Raw genomic sequence first — 19,628 nt, 5'->3', positions numbered from 1 at the left:
CCCGCCGCCACGCGCCGTGGGCGAGACCCTTTTGTGATCACATACAGCCGTCGGCGACAATGGCGCGATGCAGGCAGAGGTGGGTCCCGGCGTACTCGACGAGCCGACCGCGCAGGCGGCGGGCGAGACGGGGGCGTGGGAGGCGATCCGGGCGGCCCTGCTGGACCAGGCCGGCCTGGTGCGTGCGGTCGCGTCGGGCCGGCGCCGCGGTCTGGACCAGCCGTCGTACCAGCGTCTCGAGCTGCGCTACGTCGACCTCAAGGGGAAGCGGCATCTGCAGCTCACCGAGTACGACGAGCGGCAGGCCCACACGCGGAACGTCGCGGCCGGCGAGGCCGGGGCGCTGATCGACGAGCTGCTGACGCTGCCGTACGGCACGTGGCATGTCGAGACCACGACGGAGACGCTGCGGCTGCGCTACACCAAGAAGGGCAAGGAACTGCTGCACCGGCAGGCGGAGAGCCGGGAGCAGGTCACCGGCCACGACCGGGTGAAGCAGCGGGTGCTCGACCCGGCGGCGCCGTTCCTGGTCGAGCTCGGGATCAGCGACCATCAGGGCCGGGTGAAGCCGTCCCGGCAGGCGAAGTACAAGCAGATCGAGGAGTTCTGCAAACTCCTCGAGCCTGCGCTCGAGGAGGCGCTGGGCGCCGGCCGGATCGCGACCGGCCGTCCGCTGCAGGTCGTCGACCTCGGCTGCGGGAACGCGTACCTGACACTCGCGGCGTACCACCTGCTGACCGCGGCCGGGCACGACGTCCGGATGACCGGTGTGGACCACAATCCGGCGGCCCGCACCCGGAACACCCGGGTCGTGACCGCGCTCGGCTGGCAGGAGCACCTGCGCTTCGTCGACGCCACGATCCAGGGCGCCGAGCTCGACGTCCGGCCGGATGTCGTGCTCGCCCTGCACGCCTGCGACACGGCGACCGACGACGCGCTGGCCCGGGCGGTCCGCTGGGAGGCGCCGCTGGTGCTGGCGGCTCCGTGCTGCCATCACGACATCCAGAAGCAGCTCAAGAGCGTCTCACCACCGGCGCCTTATGCGCTGATGACCCGATATGGCATCGTTCGTGAGCGGTTCGCCGACATCCTGACGGATAGCTTGCGTGCGGCGGTGCTGCGACAGCTCGGATACCGCGTGGAGGTAGTGCAGTTCGTGGACAGCCAACACACCCCTCGCAACCTGCTGCTCCGAGCCGCCCGGACGAACGCTCCCGCGACCCCCGACCTGGTTGCGGACTACGACGCGCTCGCCGCCACCTGGCAGGTGCAGCCGCGGCTGGCGCAGCTCCTGCTGCCCGCCCGGCCTGCTCCGGCGGAGGTGGTCTCGTGAAGGTGCTTCGGCGCGCTCTGCTGCTGACCGCGGCGACCTGCCTCGCGGGCGCCGGGGCCGTGCTCCCGGCCACCGCGGGGGAGACGGCCGCCGCCGGGGGCGCCGCGGTCGCGGCCGATCCGACACCGCCGAAGAAGCTGTTCACGATCAAGGACTCCCGGCTGAAGGAGTCGTCCGGGCTGGCGAAGAGCGCGAAGCACGACGACCTGTACTGGACGATCAACGACTCGGGCGACTCCGCGCGCGTGTTCGGCGTGGATACCACCGGTGACGTCAAGGTGGTGCTGCGGTTCAAGGCCGAGGTCCGGGACGTCGAGGCGATCGCGGTCGATGCGGACGGCACGATCTACATCGCCGACATCGGCGACAACAACGCCTCCCGGGACATGATCGAGATCTACACGATCCCCGAGCCGGAGAGCCTGCAGGACGCCGAGAACGTCCGCTACCACCGGTACGACTTCAAGTACCCCGACGGCGCGCACGACGCCGAGACGCTGCTCGTCCAGCCGCAGACCAACCGGCTGTTCATCGTCACCAAGACGACCAAGAAGACGCCGGCCATCTACGCCGCCCCGAAGTCGCCGTCCCGCCAGGGCACCAACGAGCTGACGAAATACGCCTCGGCGCCCAAGGGCCAGTACACCGACGGCACCTTCCTCCCCGACGGCGAGCAGATCGTCCTGCGCTCCTACACCGACGTCGCCACCCTCTCCTGGGGCACGACCCCGGCCCTCGTCGCCCGCGGCCCCGTGCCACTCGCCCAAGGCGAGTCAGTAGCCATCGGCGCCTCCGACAACACCCTCCTGGTCGGCAGCGAAGGCGCCAACTCAGCCGTCTACCAAGTCCCCGTCCCCGCCAAAGCAGGCACCAACACCCCACCCGGCACCGCCACCCCCAAACCCACCAGCGGCGCCCCCGACCCAGCCGCCACCCCCACCGACAAAAACCACTCCCTCCGCTGGATCCTCATCGGCGCCGCCCTCTTCGCCCTGGTAGTCACCGTCCTCACCTTCCCCCCAGGCCGCCGCGAACGCCAAGACCGCATGGCCGAAAACGCCCGCCTAACCGGAGCCCACCCCCCACCCCCCACCCCCACCCGCCGCCGCCACAGCGCCTAACCCCCCAACCCCCACCCGGCGTCCATCCGCCCCACCCCGCGCCGAACGAAAAGAAACGCCGCCAGGCAAAACAAACGTCCCGCGCAACGCGCGGTCCCCGCCCCGCCCCTCCCCCGCTGCCACCACAACGCCAACCCCTCCGCACGAGTCCCCCCCCCGGCACCCACCGGCCTCGTCCGGCCCTCGCCTCCGCCCGGCGCACGCCGCGTTGGACGGAAAGAAAACGCCCCCAGGCGACACAAATGTTCCGCGCAACGCGCGGTCCCCGGCCCGGCCCTCCCCCCGCTGCCACCACAACGCCGACCCCTCCGCACGAGTCCGCCCGGCACCCTCCGCCCTCGTTCGGCACCCGCCTCCGCCCGGCACATGCGGCGTTGGCCGGAAAGAAAACGCCGCCAGGCGACACAAACGTTCCGCGCAACGCGCGGTCCCCGGCTCGCCCCTCCACCCGCTGCCACCACAACGCCGGCCCTCCGCACGAGCCTCCGGCGCTGACCGACCTCGTCTGGATCCCGGCTCCGCCCGGCCCTCACCGGCGCCCGCCGACACGGTTCGGTGCCCGGCTGCGCCCGGCGCTGACCGACGGCGTCCGGCGCCTGCCATCCGCCCTGCACCCGGTGCCGTTCGGCAGGTACCGCAGGCGGTTCCCGGCTCGGCCTAGCATCTCTGGCACCCGACGCCCGGCTTCTGCCTGCCACCCGGCTGCCGCCTTGACCCCCACCCCCACCCGGCACCCGCCCTGCACATACTTCGCGCAGTTCCTGCCCGGTGCCCCATCTGCCGCCGCAGCGCCTGACCTCCCGCGCGAAGTCCCGTCCAGCGCTCATCGACCTCGTCCGGTGTCCGGCTCCGCCCCGGCGCTCACCCGGCGCACGCCGCGTTAGACGGAAAGAAGAAGCCGCTAGGCGACACAAACGTTCCGCGCAACGCGTGGTTCCCGGCTCGGCCCTCCACCTGCCGCCACCACAGCGCCGGACCCTCCGCACGAATCCCCGGCGCCTACCGACCTCGTCCGGCACCCGCCTCCGCCCGGCCCTCACCGGCGCCCACCGACACCGGCCCGTGCCCGGCTGCGCTCGGCACTCACCGACGTCGTCCGGTGCCTGCCTCCGCCCTGCCTCACCACCCGGCGCCGTCCGGCAGGTACCGCATGCGGTTTCCGGCTCGGCCTGGCGACCTACGTCAACCGATGCCGGGCTCGCCCTCGCACCTGGCCGCAGCCCGGCGTCCGCCGCCCTCGCCCGGTGCCCGGCTCCGCGCCGGCGCGCGCCGCGTTAGACGGAAAGAAGAAGCCGCCAGGCGACACAAATGTTCCGTGCAACGCGTGGTTCCCGGCTCGGCCCTCCGCCTGCTGCCATCACAGCGCCGAACCCTCCGTACGAGTCCCCGGCGTCCACCGGCCTCGTCCGGTGTCCGGCTCCGGCTGGGCGCCCACCTGGAGCTCGGCGGCCACCCCGCCCGGGTAGTACCGCGCGCGGTTTCCGGCTCGGCCTGGTGTGTCTGGCACCCGACGCCCGGTTTCTGCCTGCCACCTGGTGCCGGCCCGGCACCCACCCCAGCCGTCACCCGCCCTGCACATGCTGCACGCGGCTTCTGGCCGGCCCCGCGTCCTGTTGCTCGTGTCGGGTGTCGACTGGAGGATGCAGGGAAACGAACGACCGCCGGCTGGGGGCCGGCGGTCGTGGGGAGTGGGCGTTATTTGAGGTTGTTGACGATGTGGTCGATGGACTGGGTGAGTTTTTCGACGTCGTCGGGGTCTACGGCGGGGAACATGGCGACGCGGAGTTGGTTGCGGCCGAGTTTGCGGTAGGGCTCGGTGTCGACGATGCCGTTGGCGCGGAGGGTTTTGGCGACGGCGGCGGCGTCGATGGAGTCGTCGAGGTCGATGGTGCCGATGACGAGGGAGCGGGCGTCGGGGTCGGTGACGTACGGGGTTGCGTAGTCGGACTTCTCGGCCCAGGTGTAGAGGCGGTTGCTGGAGTCGGTGGTGCGGGCGACGCTCCAGTCCAGGCCGCCCTGGCTGTTGATCCAGTCGGTCTGCTCGGCCATCAGGAAGAGCGTGGACAGCGACGGGGTGTTGTAGGTCTGGTTCTTGCTGGAGTTGTCGACCGCGGTGGCGAGGTCGAGGAAGGCGGGGATCCAGCGGCCGGAGGCGGTGATCTCCTCGACGCGGGCGAGTGCCGCGGGGGAGAGGATCGCGATCCACAGGCCGCCGTCCGAGGCGAAGCACTTCTGCGGGGCGAAGTAGTAGGCGTCGGTCTCGGCGATGTCGACCGGCAGGCCGCCCGCGCCGGACGTCGCGTCGATCGCGACCAATGCGCCGGCGTCCGCGCCCTCGACGCGCTTGATCGGCGCCATCACGCCGGTGGAGGTCTCGTTGTGCGGCCAGGCGTACAGGTCGACGCCGGCCTCGGCGACGGCGGCCGGGCGGCTGCCCGGGTCGGCCTTGACGACCGTCGGGTCGCCCAGGTGCGGCGCGAGCTGCGCGGCCTTCGCGAACTTCGAGGAGAACTCACCGAAGCTCAGGTGCTGGCTCTTCTCCCGGATCAGGGCGAACGTGGCCACGTCCCAGAACGCCGTCGACCCGCCGTTGCCGAGCACCACCTGGTAGCCGTCCGGCAGGTTGAACAGGTCCGAGACGCCCTGCTGCACGCGCGCCACCAGGTTCTTCACCGGCGCCTGCCGGTGCGACGTCCCCAGCAGCTTCGCGCCCTCCGTCGCCAGCGCGGCGACAGCCTCCGGCCGCACCTTCGAGGGCCCGGCCCCGAACCGCCCGTCAACAGGCTTCAGCTCATCAGGAATGACAATGTCGCTGGTCACCAGCGTGTCCCTTCGTCGTCTGGCAGTACAAGCGCCGACGACGCTGTCAGCACGCCCATCCTCGCACACCTCCCCGCAAGCACCGTCCCCGGTCTCACCTCATTCGTGTTTGCGGGTGAGGTGTTGGGTGCCGGTGAGGAGGGCTACGGGGCCGGTGGGGGTTTCGGTCCATTGACCGCAGGCGCCGCCGCCTTCGGCGGTTTGGAGGGGGAGTTCGGTGCCGTTCATGCGGAGGGCGGGGTGGTAGTAGGACGCGACGGCTTGGGCTTCGCCTTGGATGTAGTGGCCGATGAGGGCGCGGCGGAAGCGGTCGGAGGTGGTGTTGGGGGCGGAGCCGTGGACGAGGGCGCCGTGGAAGAAGAGGACGTCGCCGGGGGACATGGGGACGGGGGTTGCGGGGTCGGGGGTGGGGAGGGGGACGGTGACGTCGGTGAAGCTGACGGCGGTGTCGGCCTTCTCGGTGCAGAGGATGGGCCAGCGGTGGCTGCCGGGGACGACTTCGAGGCAGCCGTTGGCCTGGTCGACGGGGTCGAGGGCCATCCAGGCGGCGATACAGGTGCCGGGCTCGGCCTTCAGGTAGAAGTTGTCCTGGTGCAGGGCCTGCCCGCGTGATCCCGGCGGTTTGAAGTAGATCATAGTCTGCACCGCGTACGGCGACCGGTCGAGCAGCGCGGTCAGCACCTGATCGAGCCGGACGTCGATCAGCCAGCGCAAGGAGACGTCGTCCCAGCGGTGCATCTGCGCCATCCGCGGGTACCGCCGCAGCGGGTCCCGGCTGCCCGCCTGGACGCCGACCTCGTCGTTCTCGTACGACCCGCGCTTGCGCAGCGTCATGTAGTGGTCGCGGAGCTCCGCGACCTCCTCGGCGCCGAACAGCCCGCGCACCAAGGTGTACCCGTCCTGCTCGAACTCTGCCCGATGTACCTTGAACGAATCGCTCATCGCCAGCTCCCGCGTATTGTCGTCAACACGACAATTCTCCAGACCAACAGCCCCAGCAGCCACGGACGATTCACGCGAGGAGTTGCACTTTTGATGCAGCCGCTCCAGGTCACCCGCCTGTCGCCGCCGACCTTCTGGCGGTGCGAGCCGAGCTGGTCCTGGGAGTCGCCGGTGCAGGCCGACCATCTGCTGTGGTGCGTGCTGGACGGCCGCGGCCGCCTGGAGCTGGACGGCGCACACCAGGAGCTCAGCCCCGGCGTCTGCGCGCTCTTCCAACCGGGTGACGCCCCACGCGCCACTCACGACCCGCACCGGCGGCTACTGGTCTTCGGCATGCACTTCGAGGCACCAAACGCCGTCGTCCCCGAGCCGCGCTGGGGTGAGGTCCACGACCGCGAGCTACTCGGCGTCCTCGCCCGGACGAGCGATGCGGCGTACCGGCGGGGCGACGCGCTCGGGCGGCGTCAGGCCGAGCTCTGTCTCGAGCAGCTGATCGGCCTGATCTGGGACGCTGTTCACAACCCCAGCCGGGCCGTAGTCGACACCGCTGTGGACGAGATCGCCCGTCAGCTCCGCCAGGACCCCGGGCGGGAGTGGAGTGTGGCCGAGATGGCCGGTAGCGCAGCGCTGTCGCGGGCGCAGTTCACGCGCAGGTTCGTTACCCAGTTCGGGATGTCACCCGCGCAGTATCTGATCCAGGCGCGGATCGACCGCGCCCATCAGCTGCTCACCGAGAGCGGGATGACGGTCGGCCAGACCGCCACCGCCCTCGGCTACACAGACGTTCCGTACTTCAGCCGGCAGTACAAACAGCGCACCGGCCGCGCCCCGAGCCAGGACAGGCCCTAGCTCCAGGCGTCGTTCCAACCCTCGATGGACGTCGCCGGCCGCGTGCCGGGACCGGAGTAGATCGCGGACGGCCGGATCAGCCGCCCGGTCCGCTTCTGCTCCAGAACGTGCGCGCTCCAGCCCGCCGTCCGCGCGCAGGTGAACATGGACGTGAACATCGGCGGCGGGACCTCCGCGAAGTCGAGCACGATCGCTGCCCAGAACTCGACGTTGGTCTCCAGCACCCGGTCCGGACGCCGTTCGCGCAGCTCGGCCAGCGCGGCCTGCTCCAGCGCCTGCGCCACCTCGTAGCGCGGTGCGGCCAGCTCCTGCGCCGTACGCCGAAGCACGCGCGCCCGCGGGTCCTCGGCGCGGTACACCCGGTGGCCGAAGCCCATCAGCCGCTCACCGGCGTCCAGCAGGCCCTTCACGTAGGCCCGCGCGTCACCAGACCGCTCGACCCCCTCGATCATGGTCAGCACCCGCGCCGGCGCACCGCCGTGCAGCGGGCCGGACATCGCGCCCACCGCGCCCGACAGCGCCGCAGCGACGTCAGCACCGGTCGAAGCGATCACCCGGGCGGTGAATGTGGAGGCGTTCATGCCGTGCTCAGCCGCGGACGTCCAGTAGGCGTCGACGGCCTTCACGTGCTTGGGATCCGGCTCGCCGCGCCAGCGGATCATGAACCGCTCGGTGATCGTCTTCGCCTTGTCCACCTCACGTTGCGGCACCATCGGCTGCCCGATGCCGCGAGCGGCCTGGGCGACGTACGACAGCGCCATCACCGCGGCGCGGGACAGGTCCTCCCGGGCTTGGACGTCGTCGATGTCGTACAGCGGCCGCAGCCCCCACGCGGGCGCCAGCATCGCCAGCGCGGACTGGACGTCGACGCGGATGTCACCGGTGTGCACCGGCAGCGGGAACGGCTCGGCCGGCGGCAGGCCCGGGGTGAACGCTCCGTCGACCAGCAGGCCCCAGACGTTCTCGAACGGCACCCGACCGACCAGGTCCTCGATGTCCACGCCGCGGTAGCGCAGCGCCGACCCTTCCTTGTCCGGCTCGGCGATCTGCGTGTCGAACGCGATCACACCTTCCAGCCCGTGCTGCACCTCGGTCTTCGGATCTGACATACCACTCCCTCGTCCTCATGGTCGGCGCCCAGGCAGCATAGTTCTCCCACGACACGTGGGTGTAACTTTCGTGGGCTGAATCGCATCGGGTAGAACGTGGAAACTCTGGTCGCCTACGCCGCACCCGGGCCTGACGCAGCGGAGCGCGCAGCCCGCGTCGAGGCGTACTACGGCCGTGACGTCGGCCACAACCGGACCGACGGCAGCACAGCCGCCCTGCAGGAGCTGTTCGCCGGTGACCGTCTGTACGAGGTACGGCGGCCTGACGGCTCGGTGTGGAGCAACCGCCCGATCGCCGCGCTCCTGTTCGCAGGCATCCCTGCAGTGCCGTCGTCACGCGGCTGGACGTATGCCGCCGCATGCGGCTGGTTCCTTGCCGACAGTACGCCGTACGAGGGTGTGCTCAGCCGGACGGACATCGTGGCCGATGGCAAGGACGACGATGAGCCAGCGGCAGCAGGCCGGATCGACCAGGCGCTGAGCTGGCATCGGCGTACCGAAGGCATCAGTCCAGTCCACGACATCTACGGCCAGTACTACCCGGTCCCGCCGCCCAAGCTGGATTCGCTGCAGGCCGTCACTCAGCATCTGCTCACCACACTCGTCCCCGCAGCAGGCCCGTCCGATGCGGCCAGATACGCAGTCGCAGTCCAGATCGGGCAGACGCTGCGCGACGCCGTCCGTGCTGGGGTGCAGGACGCCCAGCTCCTCGACTACTTCTACGAAGTCGAGCATGTACGCCGAACCGGCACACCAGGCGTACGTCGTCCGCAGCGGCTCGCCGACGCGCCGGACCGGGACCGGATCGAGTTTCTGCTCGTCGACGTCGACGGATTCGACAACCGGGCGTTGAGCACGCTGTGGGCCGCATCCGTTGCCGGTGCGAGCTCGGCTGCGGCTGAGGCGATGCTGCAGCAGGCCCTGCGACGCGCAACGTTCGACCTGTTCCTGGCCGAGGTGAACAGGCACCTCAGCCCAGAAAGGTCAGCCCAGTAAGGTCAGCAGGGTGGATCTTGCGCAGATGCGGCAGACGTACGGTCTCGGTGAGCTACTCGAGGAGCAGCTGAACCCGGACCCGATCGAACAGTTCGGCACCTGGCTCGCGCAGGCGACCGAGGCCGGCCTGCACGAGCCCAATGCGATGGTTCTGGCGACTGCGGACGCCGACGGCCGTCCGTCGGCGCGGACCGTGCTGCTCAAAGGCCTCGACGCGCGCGGTCTGGTCTTCTACACGAACCAGCAGTCCCGGAAGGCCGACGAGCTCGCTGCGAACCCGCACTGCGCGATCATCTTCCCCTGGCACGCCATGGAGCGTCAGGTCCGCATCGAGGGCACAGTCACCAAGCTGCCCACCGAAGAGGTCGACGCGTACTTCGCCGCCCGGCCACGCGAGTCGCAGCTAGGAGCGTGGGCCTCCCAGCAGAGCCAGCCGGTCGACTCCCGTGCGGAGCTCGACCTGCAGTACGCCTCGTACGAGCGCCAGTGGCCCGAAGGGACCGAGATCGCGACGCCGTACTTCTGGGGCGGGTACCGGGTCGAGCCGCACGCGTTCGAGTTCTGGCAGGGCCGGGTCGGTCGGCTGCACGACCGCCTGGCCTACCGGCGGACCAGCTCCGACTCCTCCTGGGAGCTGCTCCGGCTCCAACCTTGAGGCGCTTCTGAGCTCTCCCGGATGCCGTGCTTCTCCCACCAGCGCACCATCGGCGCGGGGGCCCACCAGTTCACCCGGCCGAGCAGCCGCATCGTCGCCGGGACCAGCAACGCCCGGACGATCGTCGCGTCCAGGGCGATCGCGATCACCAGCCCGACCCCGATCATCTTCACGAACACGATGCCCGAGGTCGAGAACGCCCCGACCACGATGATCAGCAGCAACGCCGCGCTGGTGATGATCCCGCCGGTCCGCTGCAGGCCGAGCGCGACCGCCTGCGTGTTGTCGCCGGTCCGGTCGTACTCCTCGCGCACCCGGCTGAGCAGGAACACCTCGTAGTCCATCGACAGCCCGAACAGGACCGCGAACAGCAGCACCGGGTTGGTCGCCTCCAGGAATCCGGTGGAGGTGAAGTCGAGCAGCCCGGACAGATTGCCGTCCTGGAAGATCCACACCATCGCGCCGAACGCCGCCGACAGCGACAGCACGTTCATCAGCAGCGCCTTGGCCGGCAGGACGAACGACCCGAACGCCAGGAACAGCAGGGCGAACGTGACCAGGACGACGAAGCCCGCCATGTACGGCACCCGCTCGGCCAGGACGTCGAGCAGATCGATCAACGCCGCCGTCTCGCCACCGACCTGCGTCGATGTCCCGCCCGGCGGAGCGATCGCCCGGACGTCGTGGACGACGTCCCGCGCGGGCAACTCCTGCGCGGTGAAGTGCGTGTGGACGACGACCTCGGCGACGCCGTTCTCGTAGCCGCCGATCCGCACGTTCCCCACGTCGGCGACTCGGCCGAGCTCGGCCAGGTAGGGCTGCAGCGCAGGGGCCGGATCCGCCGGTGGCTGATCGAACCGGACGGCGACGAACACATCCGACCCGCCGGCGCCGGCGAAGTCCCGCTGCAGCGTCTCAGTGACCGTCCGGGACGTCGCACCGGACGGCAGCGCCCGGTGGTCGACTCCGCCCAGCTGGGCCTGCAGGAACGGGATGCCAAGGATCAGCAGCAACGGGATCAGGACGACGATGTAGCGCAGCGGCCGCCGCATCACGCTGTGCGCCAGGCGGTACCAAGCCCCGTGGTGAGCCTCCGTGGCAGGAGCTGTCCGGCGGCGCAGGAACGGCAGCCGCAGGTTGTTCACCCGGTGGCCGAGCACCGCGAGCAGTGCGGGCAGCGCGGTCAACGCCGCCAGCATCGCGACCGCGACCGCCGCGACCCCGCCGTACGCCATCGAGCGCAGGAACATCACCGGGAACAGCGCGAGGCTGCTGATCGCGACGCCGACCGTGACGCCGGAGAACGCGACCGTCCGCCCGGCCGTCGCCATCGTCACGCTCAGCGCGGTCTCGACATCATTGCCCTTGGCAAGCTCCTCGCGGAACCGGGTGACGATGAACAGCGCGTAGTCGATCGCCAGGCCGAGCCCGATCATCGTGACCAGGTTGATCGAGAAGATCGACACGTCGGTGACCGCGGACAGCCCGCGCAGCAGGACGAACGCGCCGAGGATCGCCAGCGCACCCACGAACAACGGCAGCGACGCCGCGACCAGCCCGCCGAAGACCACGATCAGCAGCACCAGCACGATCGGCAGCGAGATCGTCTCGGCCTTCACGATGTCGTGCTCGGTCTGCGTGTTCACCTCGTCGAAGACCGCGATCTCACCGCCGACCTTGGTGTCCAGCCCGGCCGGCCCGGTCCGGACCTGATCCGCGATCCGGTGGAACGTCGTGAGCCGCTCCTCGGGTGTCGTGCCGGCCAGTGTCAGGACGGCGTACGTGCTGTGCTGGTCCTTGGAGGCGAAGACCGGCGACTTGCTGCTCCAGTACGTCGTCGTCCGGACGACGTCCGTGCGGGGGAGCTCGGCCAGGTCCTGCTCGACGGCGCTGCGGAAGGCCGGGTCGGCGACCGTGCGGTCGGCGCTGCGATAGAGCACGATCAGGTCGGTGCCGGTCCGGCCGACGTTCTCCTCGATCGTCGCGACGGCGTTCGCGGCCTCGGTGTCGGGGGCGTCGAAGCCGCCGTTCGCGAGCGACCCGAAGACGCCGAGCCCCCAGATCAGGCCGAGGGCGACGAACGCCGCGGTGAGGGCGAGCACCAGGCGGCGCCGCCGGTAGCTGAAACGGCCGAGCGTCTCGAACACGAACACTCCCGAGGGGCGTAAAGTCAGGCGGAAAGATTTGAGTGAACAGCGTTAACTGTTAACAGTGTTCACTCAAGACTCGACGGTGTCAAGGAGTGTGGTGATGAACCGGCGTGACGAGGCGCGAGCGGCGACGCTGGCCGCGATCCTGGCGGCCGCGCGGCGGCTGCTGGTCAGCGGCGGTGTCGCGGCGATCGGCCTGCGGGCCGTCGCTCGCGAGGTGAACCTCACCGCGCCCGCGCTCTACCGATACTTCCCGAGTCACGAGGCCCTGGTCACCCAGCTGATCGCCGACCTGTACGACGAGCTCACGACCGCCCTGCTGGAGCTCGGCTCCGAGAGTGAGGGCGACCTCGGCGCGCAGCTCTACCTGCTGGCCAACGGACTGCGGGACTGGGCGCTCGCGCATCCGGCCGAGTTCGCGCTGCTGTTCGGGACGACGGTGCCGAGCCCGGACGCCGACGACCACAACGACACGCCGGGACACCAGGCCGCGATGCGGTTCGGCGCGCTGTTCAAGGAGCTGGTCGCGGCGATCTGGCACGAGAAGCCGTTCCCATACCCGCCGGACGAGGTGCTCGGGCCGACGCTGCTCGCCCAGCTCAGCGCCGAGGCCGCGGAGTTCCACGGGATGCCGCCGGGGGCGATCTATCTCGGCCTGACCTACTGGACGCGCCTCTACGGCCTGATCTGTATGGAGGTCTTCGGCCAGCTGCACTGGGTGCTGCCCGAGGCCGGCGCGTACTTCGAGGCGCAGCTCTACGAGATCGGCCTGGCGATGGGCCTGGACTGCCCGGCTCCTGAGTAGAAGAAACCCGCGGGCGCTTCCTGTCCGTTGCCGGATGGCAACGATCCAGGGCCAGGCGGACTACCTGGCTGCCCGCGGGTCCGGTGGCGGCGTTGGATTGGCCGACCACTTGCCCACATAGCTAGTGGTTGGCGGTCAGCCCGCCGCCACCTCACGAGTCCGGTAAGAATTCATTCTTAGGACCACCTCCCTTCGCGTGTACCGAAAATCTACGTCGGAGCCGGCCCCCGTTCAACCGGTTTATGACCGAGAATCGGGCCCATGGTCTTGAGGCTGGGTCTGCCCGTCATCCTGCTGCTGGTCGGAACCGCGTGGTTCGCCTGGGCGTCGTACCGCCGGGCCGCCCAGGCCGAGCGCGCCCTGGCCGAGATGAACGCCGAACACCGGGCGTTGCTGCACGAGGTCAGGGGGCTCGAACGGGCGGTGGCGGCTGCCGAGCAGGGCTTGCGTACGCTCAGCTCGCATCCGTCGGTACCGCGCGACGTCGCGGTGACCGCCGACTTGACCCTCGCCGACGTCCGGCGACTGGTGGAACGCAAGGAGTTAGAGGACTGATGGCCAAGTTGGGGACCACCACGGTCAAGTCGAACGGCGGCGCCGTCGGCAAGGTGATCGGTTTCATCGTCGTCGCGATCATCGTGATCATCGCGCTGTTCAACATCTTCAATTTCGCGGACACCGACGCGAACAAGATCGGCCTGCACTACGGCGGCGGCGTGGTCGAGGACAAGAAGTTCAAGTCGGTCATCGCGCCGGGCTCGACGAACAGCCTGATCGGCCCGGGCGACACCGTCTACGCGTACCCGATCGATCAGCGCTCGTACATCATCGGCGGCGCCGGCGCGGACACCGACGCGGGTGACGAGGTCACCGTGGTCAGCAAGGACAACGTACGGCTCGGCGTCCGCGTGCAGGTGTACTTCACGCTGAACCGGACCGAGGAGACGCTGAAGTCGTTCCACGAGCGGATCGGCCTGAAGACCGACGCCTACACCGACCGCGGCTGGAACGACATGCTGCAGTCCTACTTCCGGCCGCAGATCGACCGGGCGCTGTCCGCGGTCGCGACCAACTACGCGTGGGCCGAGCTGTACAACAACGAGGCGAAGAAGTCGGAGTTCCAGACGGCCGCGGCCAAGGAGTTCACCCGGCTGCTGCCGGCCGCCGTCGGCGGCGACTACTTCTGCGGCCCGAGCTACAACGGCGGTAACGCGTGCGGTGAGCTCTCCTTCACGGTCCAGAAGCCGACCCCGCTGGACAAGGGCATCATCGACGGCCTGGAGGCCAAGCAGCGCGCCGAGCTGGCCAAGGCCACCCAGGAGCAGACCAACCAGCGGGTCAACGTCGAGCTGGAGTCGGTGAAGAAGCAGGTCCAGATGCTCGGCGCCCAGGGTTACCTGCTGAAGACCGCGATCGAATCGGGCAAGATCCAGTTCATGGTCATCCCGCAGGGCACCAACGTCAGCGTCCCGACCGGCACGGCGACCCTCCCCACGGAACGCTGACCCTGCGATGAGTGCGCTGCCGTCACATCTCGAGCTCGTGCAGGGCGTCGTCCTGCCCAAGCCGGTCGGCGCGCACCCGGTGCTCGACTTCGTCAACACCCGGTCCGACTGGACCACCCGCGGCCCGGCCCGGACCGAGTGGCTGACGTCGTACGAGGCCTTCCTGATCTGGAACTCCGCCGTCGGCCTGCTGTCGCCGGCGGCGGTTTTCCGGCTGATCGAGCAGGCCGGCGGGAAACCGACCGAGGCGGCCCGCCGGCTGACCGGCACCCTCGACTTCCGGATCGACCTGTACGACGTCCTGACCGGGCAGGGGACCGAAGGGTCGTTCGAGGCGGTGGCGCGGGTGATCGAGAAGGCCTCCGGCCGCCGCCGGTTCCTCCCCACCGAGGACGACGGCGCCGTCTGGGAGCTCCCCGAGGATCTCGCCCGCCCGCTCGATCACCTCGCGCTACTGGCCGCTGACCTGATCACCAGCCATGAACGCGCCCACGTCCGCACCTGCCCCGGCTGCGGCTGGCTCTTCCTCGATGCGCGCGGCCGCCGCCGCTGGTGCTCGATGGCCACCTGCGGTAACCGCGCCAAAGTCCGCGCCCACGCCGCCCGCACGCGCTAGTTGAACAGGGCTGGGTCAACCAGGATCCACGTCGCCCGGGCTCTGGCCAGGACCCTCCCGTCCGAGTCGTAGAGCGTGCTCGCGGTCAGCGTCTTCCGCCCGTCCTCGCCGAGCAGCCGCCCGAGGACGACGCACTCCTCGCCGGCCCGCGGCCGCGCGTCGATACACGCGGTCAACTGACCCAGCACCGACGGCCGGCCCTCCAGATCGATCGCCCACCCGCTCGGGCAATCCAGCGCCGCCCAAAGATGGACGGGGTTGACGAGACCGCCCGGCGCGAGGTCGGCAGCCGGCACCCAAGTGCAGGCGGTCCGCCCGTCGCCGAGCGGACCGGGTCTGAGTTGGAGCCCGCTCGGATTGGCCGGCCCGCAGACGAAGCAGCCGGGGAACGGGTGGTTGCCCAGACCTCGGTAAGCAGACTCGGCAGCGGCGGCCTCCTCGAAGGAGACCGGCTCGACGGTCGCGTCGGCCAGAAAGTCGGCCGGGACGGGAGCACCGGCGGCGACCAGCTGCTCCCCATCGAGAAGCCGGACGCCGGTCGCCGGCCCGCCGTCCACGCCCGCCGCGTCGACCACCAGCTCGAGGTCGGTTTCGAGCGGCGGCGGCACCCGGAGGGTCACCTGCGGGACCTCGCCGGCGCCGAGCCGCGCGGCCAGCGCCACCCCGACCAGGCCGGCGACATACCCGCCGTTCCCGGATTTGGCTGGACCTTGGAAGCGCCGCTCGACGCGTACCGAACTCATGTCCCCGACCCTAGCCACGCGGTTCCGGAACTCACCAGGAACCCAACAGGTATTTAAAGCGCACTCTCGCGCCTCCGCAGAGTGAGGGCCCGAGCAGGTGTGAGTAGCGGGAAGGGAGGGAAGGAATCGGATTCCAGGGAAATCTGAGGATTTCTCGGAAAGAGATGAGCTGAGCCCTCTGATTCAAACGACCGTTTGAACTATGCTGACTGCAGGCTACGGCGCGTGAGCAGGTGGGGTGCCTGGGCAAGCAGTAGCCGGGGGGAAGGAGAACTCTGTGGAGACACCGGTCGAATCGACCCGGGAACGATTGCTGAACATCGCCGAGCAGCGTTTCGGCGAGGGGGGATACGAAGGGACGTCGCTGCGCGCCATCACGGTCGCGGCGGCGGCGAACATCGCCGCGGTGAACTATCACTTCGGCTCGAAGGAGGCGCTGCTGCGGGCGGCGGTCGCCCGTGCGATGGCGCCCGTCAACACCGAACGGCGGCGCCGGCTGGACCAGTTGGAGGCCAGGGGGACGCCGACCGCGGAGGATCTGATCCGCGCCTTCGTCGAGCCGGGGCTGGATCTGGTCCTGCGCCGCGGCGAGCGCGGTGCGGTGGTGGCCCGGTTCATCGGGCGGATCGCGTTCGACCCGAGCCAGCGGATCCGGGAGCTGTACGCCGCCGAGTCGGATCCGATCGAGTCGCGGTACCTGGCCGCGTTGCGGGCCGCGCTACCGCATGCGGCGCCCGAGGCGGTCGCGTTCGGGTACGTGAACATGCTCGGCCTGCTCGCGCTGCACCAGTCCCAGGCGCTGTCGCCGGCCCCCGGCGGAGCGGACGCCGAGCCGGCCGACACGGGCAAGCTGGCGGAGAACCTGATCGCGTTCCTGGTCGCGGCCTTCGACCGCGGATTGCGATCGTGACTGTCCAGAAATTGCTCATGGATGTTCGGACCGGTGGGTAACGCTGCATAATGGCGCTCCGTGGACCCCAGTGAAGTCGTGGTTGCCGTCGATCTCGGTGGAACCCGGATGAAGTGCGGCCTGGTCGCCGCGGACGGTGCCGTCGTGCACCGCGAGACCAGGCCCACGCCCCGGGAGGCTGGGGGTCGCGCCGTTCTGGATGCTTTGCTGGAGACCGTGGGCGAGCTCTGGCAGAAGGCGACCGCGGACGGTCACCGGGTGCGTGCGATCGGTGTCGTCGTCCCCGGCATCATCGACGCCGACAACGGCACGGTCGTCGCGGAAAACCTGGCCTGGGCCGATCTGCCGGTCCGGGACGCGTTGGTCGCCGCAGTGGGCGCCGACGTCCCGATCGTGCTCGCGCACGACGTCCGCAGCGGCGGGTACGCCGAGCTCCGCCAAGGCGCCCTGGTCGGCACGACGAACTCGCTCTTCCTGCCGCTCGGCACCGGTATCGCTGCCGCGATGGTCGTCGACGGCTCACTGGTCAGCGGCGACGGCTACGCCGGCGAGCTCGGCCACACCCGATTCATCCACGGCGACGCGGCTGAGCTGTGCGCCTGCGGCCAGTGGGGCTGCCTGGAGACAGTCGCCTCCGCGGCCGCGATCGCCCGTCGGTACGCCGCCCGCACGGGCCGGACCGTGGACGGCGCCCGCGAGGTGCTGGAGCTGCGAGCAGCCGGCGATCAGGACGCCGCTGCGGTCTGGGAGGAGGCGCTGACCGTGCTGGTCGACGCGCTGGTCCTCTACACGACCCTGGTCGCGCCGACCCGGATCGCCATCGGCGGCGGGCTGGTCGGCGCGGGGGAGACGCTGCTGCAGCCGCTGCGCGACGGCGTCCATGCGCGTCTGACGTTCCAGCGCGAGCCGGAGATCGTGGCCGCCGTGCTGGGGGAGGAGGCCGGCTGCCTCGGCGCCGCGCTGATGGCCTGGGATCGAGTCACTGCCGACGAAGAGAGTGGGGAACAGCCCGCATGACGACCTATCGGGTGGGACGCCTCGTCACCCCGGACGACGTGCTGGAAGGCGCCTGGGTCCAGGTCGTCGACCAGGACATCCTCGCCTACGGACGCCGCTCCGACGGGATGCCCGCGGACGGGCAGCGCCCTGTCGACCTCGGCGACGTGACCGTCGTCCCCGGCTTCGTCGACATCCACACCCACGGCGGCGGCGGATCGTCGTACTCGACCACCGACCCGGAGGAGGCGCGGAAGGTCGCGGCCTTCCACGCCAAGCACGGGACGACGACGACCATGGCCAGCCTGGTCACCGGCCCGCTCGACGTCCTGGCCTCGCAGGCCGCCTGTCTGGCGGATCTGGTCAAGGACGGCGTGATCGCCGGTGTGCATCTGGAGGGGCCGTTCCTGTCTGCGGCCCGCTGCGGTGCGCACGAGCCGACGCTGTTGCGGGACCCGGTGGCGGACGACGTCTCGAAGGTGCTCAGCGACGTCGTCCGGATGGTGACGATCGCTCCTGAGCTGGAGCACGGCCTGCAGGCGATCCGGCAGGTCGTGGACGCCGGTGCGGTCGCCGCGCTCGGTCACACCGACGCGACGTACGAGCAGATGATCGCCGGTGCGGACGCCGGCGCCACCGTCGCGACGCACCTGTTCAACGGGATGCGGCCGTTCCACCACCGCGACCCCGGCCCGGTGGGCGCCGCGATCAACGACGAGCGGCTGCTGCTCGAGGTGATCAACGACGGCATGCACCTGGATCCGCAGGTCGTCCGGGTCGCGCTGGCCGCGGCCGGCGTGCACCGGATCGCGCTCATCACCGACGCGATGGAGGCGACCGGGATGGGGAACGGCCGCTACAAGATCGGCGATCTCGAGGTCGACGTCAAGGACGGCCTGGCCACGCTCGCCGAACCGCCGCACTCGATCGCCGGCAGCACGCTGACCATGGACGTCGCCTTCCGCAACGCGGTCAAGGCCGGGACGTCGCTCGTCGACGCCGCCCGACTGGCCTCGACCACCCCGGCGCATGCCTTCGGCTGGTACGACGTCGGCGCGATCGAGACCGGCCGCCGCGCGGATCTGGTCGTCCTGGACGACGAATACGTCGTACAGAAGGTGATGCGGGCCGGCGCATGGCTCTGATCGGCACTGTCACGCTCAACCTGGCGCTCGACGTCACCTACGAGGTCGACGAGCTCAAGGTCGGTGGAAGTCATCGCGTCGGCGCCGTTCGGGCGCGCGCCGGCGGCAAAGGGGTGAACGTCGCCAGGGTCGCCGCGACGCTCGGCCATCAGGTGCTGGTCCTCGGATTCGTCGGGGGTGTCACCGGCGAGGCCGTGGCCGCCGAGCTGTTCGAAGCCGGGCTGACCGCGCTGCTGACGCCGATCAGTGGTGAGACGCGCCGGACGGTTGCCATCGTCAACGGAGTCGACGGTGACGCGACGATCTTCAACGAGGGCGGGCCGTCCGTCTCGGCCGACGAGTGGCGTGCCTTCGGCGAGCGGATGCCGTGGGGCCGCCTCGGCGTCCTCGCCTGCTCGGGCAGCCTTCCGCCGGGGCTGCCGGCCGACGCGTACGCCGAGCTCGCCGTCCGCGCCCGGCATCACGACGTCCTGTCGGTGATCGATGCCAGCGGCGCGGCTCTGGTCGCGGCCGCCAAGGCTGGGGCCGTGGTGCGTTCCAATGCCGCCGAGCTGCGGGAAGCCGTTGGCGATGTCGAGGTCGAGGACGGCGCGCGGCAGCTGGTCGAGCTGGGCGCTACCGCCGCGGTCATTACGGACGGCGCGCACGGGATGGTTGCTGCTAGCAACAAGGGCGTCTGGCGCGCCTTGCCGGTCGAGCGCGTGTCCGGTAACCCGACCGGAGCCGGCGATGCCTGTACGGCGGTCGTCGCGGCCGCGGTCGCCGAATCACCCGAGCCCGACTGGTCCGTCGTCCTGAAAGCAGCCGTCGCCGCGTCCGCCGCGGCCGTGCTGACACCCGTTGCCGGAGACATCGACCTCGCCGCCTACCGCCGTTGGCAGCCGCAGGTCACCGTCAGGTAGCCCTCTCCGCTCTTTTTTCTTTTGCTTTTAA

General features: G+C 70.3%; 18 protein-coding genes. 13 read left to right on the top strand and 5 right to left on the bottom strand.

What is annotated here, in order from left to right; genetic code table 11:
* Positions 1-67 precede the first annotated feature (67 nt).
* Positions 68-1,333: a class I SAM-dependent methyltransferase gene (locus ACZ6ZD_RS02950; protein ID WP_465667738.1), complete on the top strand. Its 1,266-nt coding sequence runs from the start codon at positions 68-70 to the stop codon at positions 1,331-1,333.
* Positions 1,330-2,454 (top strand): hypothetical protein, encoded by a 1,125-nt coding sequence (locus tag ACZ6ZD_RS02945; RefSeq protein ID WP_465667736.1) that lies wholly within the window; start codon positions 1,330-1,332, stop codon positions 2,452-2,454. The genes ACZ6ZD_RS02950 and ACZ6ZD_RS02945 overlap by 4 nt, the downstream gene beginning before the upstream one ends.
* Before the next feature lie 1,695 nt (positions 2,455-4,149).
* Here the strand turns inward: ACZ6ZD_RS02945 and serC are convergent.
* Together serC and ACZ6ZD_RS02935 are read right to left on the bottom strand one after the other, a co-directional pair.
* Positions 4,150-5,274: a phosphoserine transaminase gene (gene serC / locus ACZ6ZD_RS02940; RefSeq protein WP_465667734.1), complete on the bottom strand. Its 1,125-nt coding sequence runs from the start codon at positions 5,272-5,274 to the stop codon at positions 4,150-4,152.
* Between the two features lie 99 nt (positions 5,275-5,373).
* Positions 5,374-6,216, bottom strand: coding sequence for a phytanoyl-CoA dioxygenase family protein (locus ACZ6ZD_RS02935; protein WP_465667732.1), 843 nt, complete (start codon positions 6,214-6,216; stop codon positions 5,374-5,376).
* A gap of 93 nt (positions 6,217-6,309) precedes the next feature.
* On the opposite strand from ACZ6ZD_RS02935, the gene ACZ6ZD_RS02930 reads away from it, so the two are divergent.
* Positions 6,310-7,065 (top strand): helix-turn-helix domain-containing protein, encoded by a 756-nt coding sequence (locus tag ACZ6ZD_RS02930; RefSeq protein ID WP_465667730.1) that lies wholly within the window; start codon positions 6,310-6,312, stop codon positions 7,063-7,065.
* Here the strand turns inward: ACZ6ZD_RS02930 and ACZ6ZD_RS02925 are convergent.
* A complete protein-coding gene (locus ACZ6ZD_RS02925) occupies positions 7,062-8,174 on the bottom strand; it encodes a citrate synthase 2 (RefSeq protein ID WP_171677698.1) in 1,113 nt (370 codons plus the stop codon). The two genes, ACZ6ZD_RS02930 and ACZ6ZD_RS02925, sit on opposite strands and share 4 nt — an antisense overlap.
* A gap of 96 nt (positions 8,175-8,270) precedes the next feature.
* Between ACZ6ZD_RS02925 and ACZ6ZD_RS02920 the strand changes: the two genes are divergently transcribed.
* Both ACZ6ZD_RS02920 and pdxH read left to right on the top strand, forming a co-directional pair.
* Positions 8,271-9,170 carry a hypothetical protein gene (locus ACZ6ZD_RS02920; RefSeq protein WP_465667728.1) on the top strand — a complete coding sequence of 300 codons (900 nt, stop codon included), beginning with the start codon at positions 8,271-8,273 and terminating at the stop codon, positions 9,168-9,170.
* Positions 9,171-9,180: 10 nt separating this feature from the next.
* Positions 9,181-9,825, top strand: a complete 645-nt coding sequence (gene pdxH / locus ACZ6ZD_RS02915) for a pyridoxamine 5'-phosphate oxidase (protein ID WP_465667726.1) — start codon at positions 9,181-9,183, stop codon at positions 9,823-9,825.
* Here the strand turns inward: pdxH and ACZ6ZD_RS02910 are convergent.
* Complete coding sequence (locus ACZ6ZD_RS02910; RefSeq protein WP_465667725.1) at positions 9,771-11,972, bottom strand: MMPL family transporter; 2,202 nt, start codon at positions 11,970-11,972, stop codon at positions 9,771-9,773. The two genes, pdxH and ACZ6ZD_RS02910, sit on opposite strands and share 55 nt — an antisense overlap.
* Before the next feature lie 103 nt (positions 11,973-12,075).
* On the opposite strand from ACZ6ZD_RS02910, the gene ACZ6ZD_RS02905 reads away from it, so the two are divergent.
* The 4 genes from ACZ6ZD_RS02905 (at position 12,076) to ACZ6ZD_RS02890 (ending at position 14,901) form a co-directional block, all read left to right on the top strand.
* Complete coding sequence (locus ACZ6ZD_RS02905; protein WP_465667723.1) at positions 12,076-12,780, top strand: TetR/AcrR family transcriptional regulator; 705 nt, start codon at positions 12,076-12,078, stop codon at positions 12,778-12,780.
* A 261-nt stretch (positions 12,781-13,041) separates the two neighbouring features.
* Positions 13,042-13,335 carry a hypothetical protein gene (locus ACZ6ZD_RS02900; RefSeq protein WP_465667721.1) on the top strand — a complete coding sequence of 98 codons (294 nt, stop codon included), beginning with the start codon at positions 13,042-13,044 and terminating at the stop codon, positions 13,333-13,335.
* Positions 13,335-14,285: an SPFH domain-containing protein gene (locus tag ACZ6ZD_RS02895; RefSeq protein WP_465667720.1), complete on the top strand. Its 951-nt coding sequence runs from the start codon at positions 13,335-13,337 to the stop codon at positions 14,283-14,285. Before ACZ6ZD_RS02900 ends, ACZ6ZD_RS02895 begins: the two co-directional genes overlap by 1 nt.
* A 7-nt stretch (positions 14,286-14,292) precedes the next feature.
* Complete coding sequence (locus ACZ6ZD_RS02890) at positions 14,293-14,901, top strand: CGNR zinc finger domain-containing protein (RefSeq protein ID WP_465667718.1); 609 nt, start codon at positions 14,293-14,295, stop codon at positions 14,899-14,901.
* Here ACZ6ZD_RS02890 and ACZ6ZD_RS02885 read toward each other — a convergent pair.
* Positions 14,898-15,644: a hypothetical protein gene (locus tag ACZ6ZD_RS02885; RefSeq protein ID WP_465667716.1), complete on the bottom strand. Its 747-nt coding sequence runs from the start codon at positions 15,642-15,644 to the stop codon at positions 14,898-14,900. The genes ACZ6ZD_RS02890 and ACZ6ZD_RS02885 overlap by 4 nt on opposite strands.
* A 277-nt stretch (positions 15,645-15,921) precedes the next feature.
* Here ACZ6ZD_RS02885 and ACZ6ZD_RS02880 point away from each other — a divergent pair, with 277 nt between their 5' ends.
* The 4 genes from ACZ6ZD_RS02880 to ACZ6ZD_RS02865 are packed head-to-tail and all read left to right on the top strand — an operon-like array spanning position 15,922 to position 19,597.
* Positions 15,922-16,554, top strand: coding sequence for a TetR family transcriptional regulator (locus ACZ6ZD_RS02880; RefSeq protein ID WP_465667714.1), 633 nt, complete (start codon positions 15,922-15,924; stop codon positions 16,552-16,554).
* A gap of 60 nt (positions 16,555-16,614) precedes the next feature.
* Positions 16,615-17,571 (top strand): ROK family protein, encoded by a 957-nt coding sequence (locus ACZ6ZD_RS02875; RefSeq protein WP_465667712.1) that lies wholly within the window; start codon positions 16,615-16,617, stop codon positions 17,569-17,571.
* Entirely contained in the window at positions 17,568-18,695 is a 1,128-nt protein-coding gene (nagA, locus tag ACZ6ZD_RS02870; RefSeq protein ID WP_465667710.1) for an N-acetylglucosamine-6-phosphate deacetylase, read from the top strand. The genes ACZ6ZD_RS02875 and nagA overlap by 4 nt, the downstream gene beginning before the upstream one ends.
* Positions 18,686-19,597 (top strand): 1-phosphofructokinase family hexose kinase, encoded by a 912-nt coding sequence (locus tag ACZ6ZD_RS02865; protein WP_465667709.1) that lies wholly within the window; start codon positions 18,686-18,688, stop codon positions 19,595-19,597. Before nagA ends, ACZ6ZD_RS02865 begins: the two co-directional genes overlap by 10 nt.
* Positions 19,598-19,628: the final 31 nt, after the last annotated feature.

The sequence above is a fragment of the Kribbella sp. NPDC104218 genome (assembly GCF_055584105.1).
Note: the sequence above shows the minus strand (reverse complement) of the source record. Positions and strands in the feature narration are given on the sequence as shown.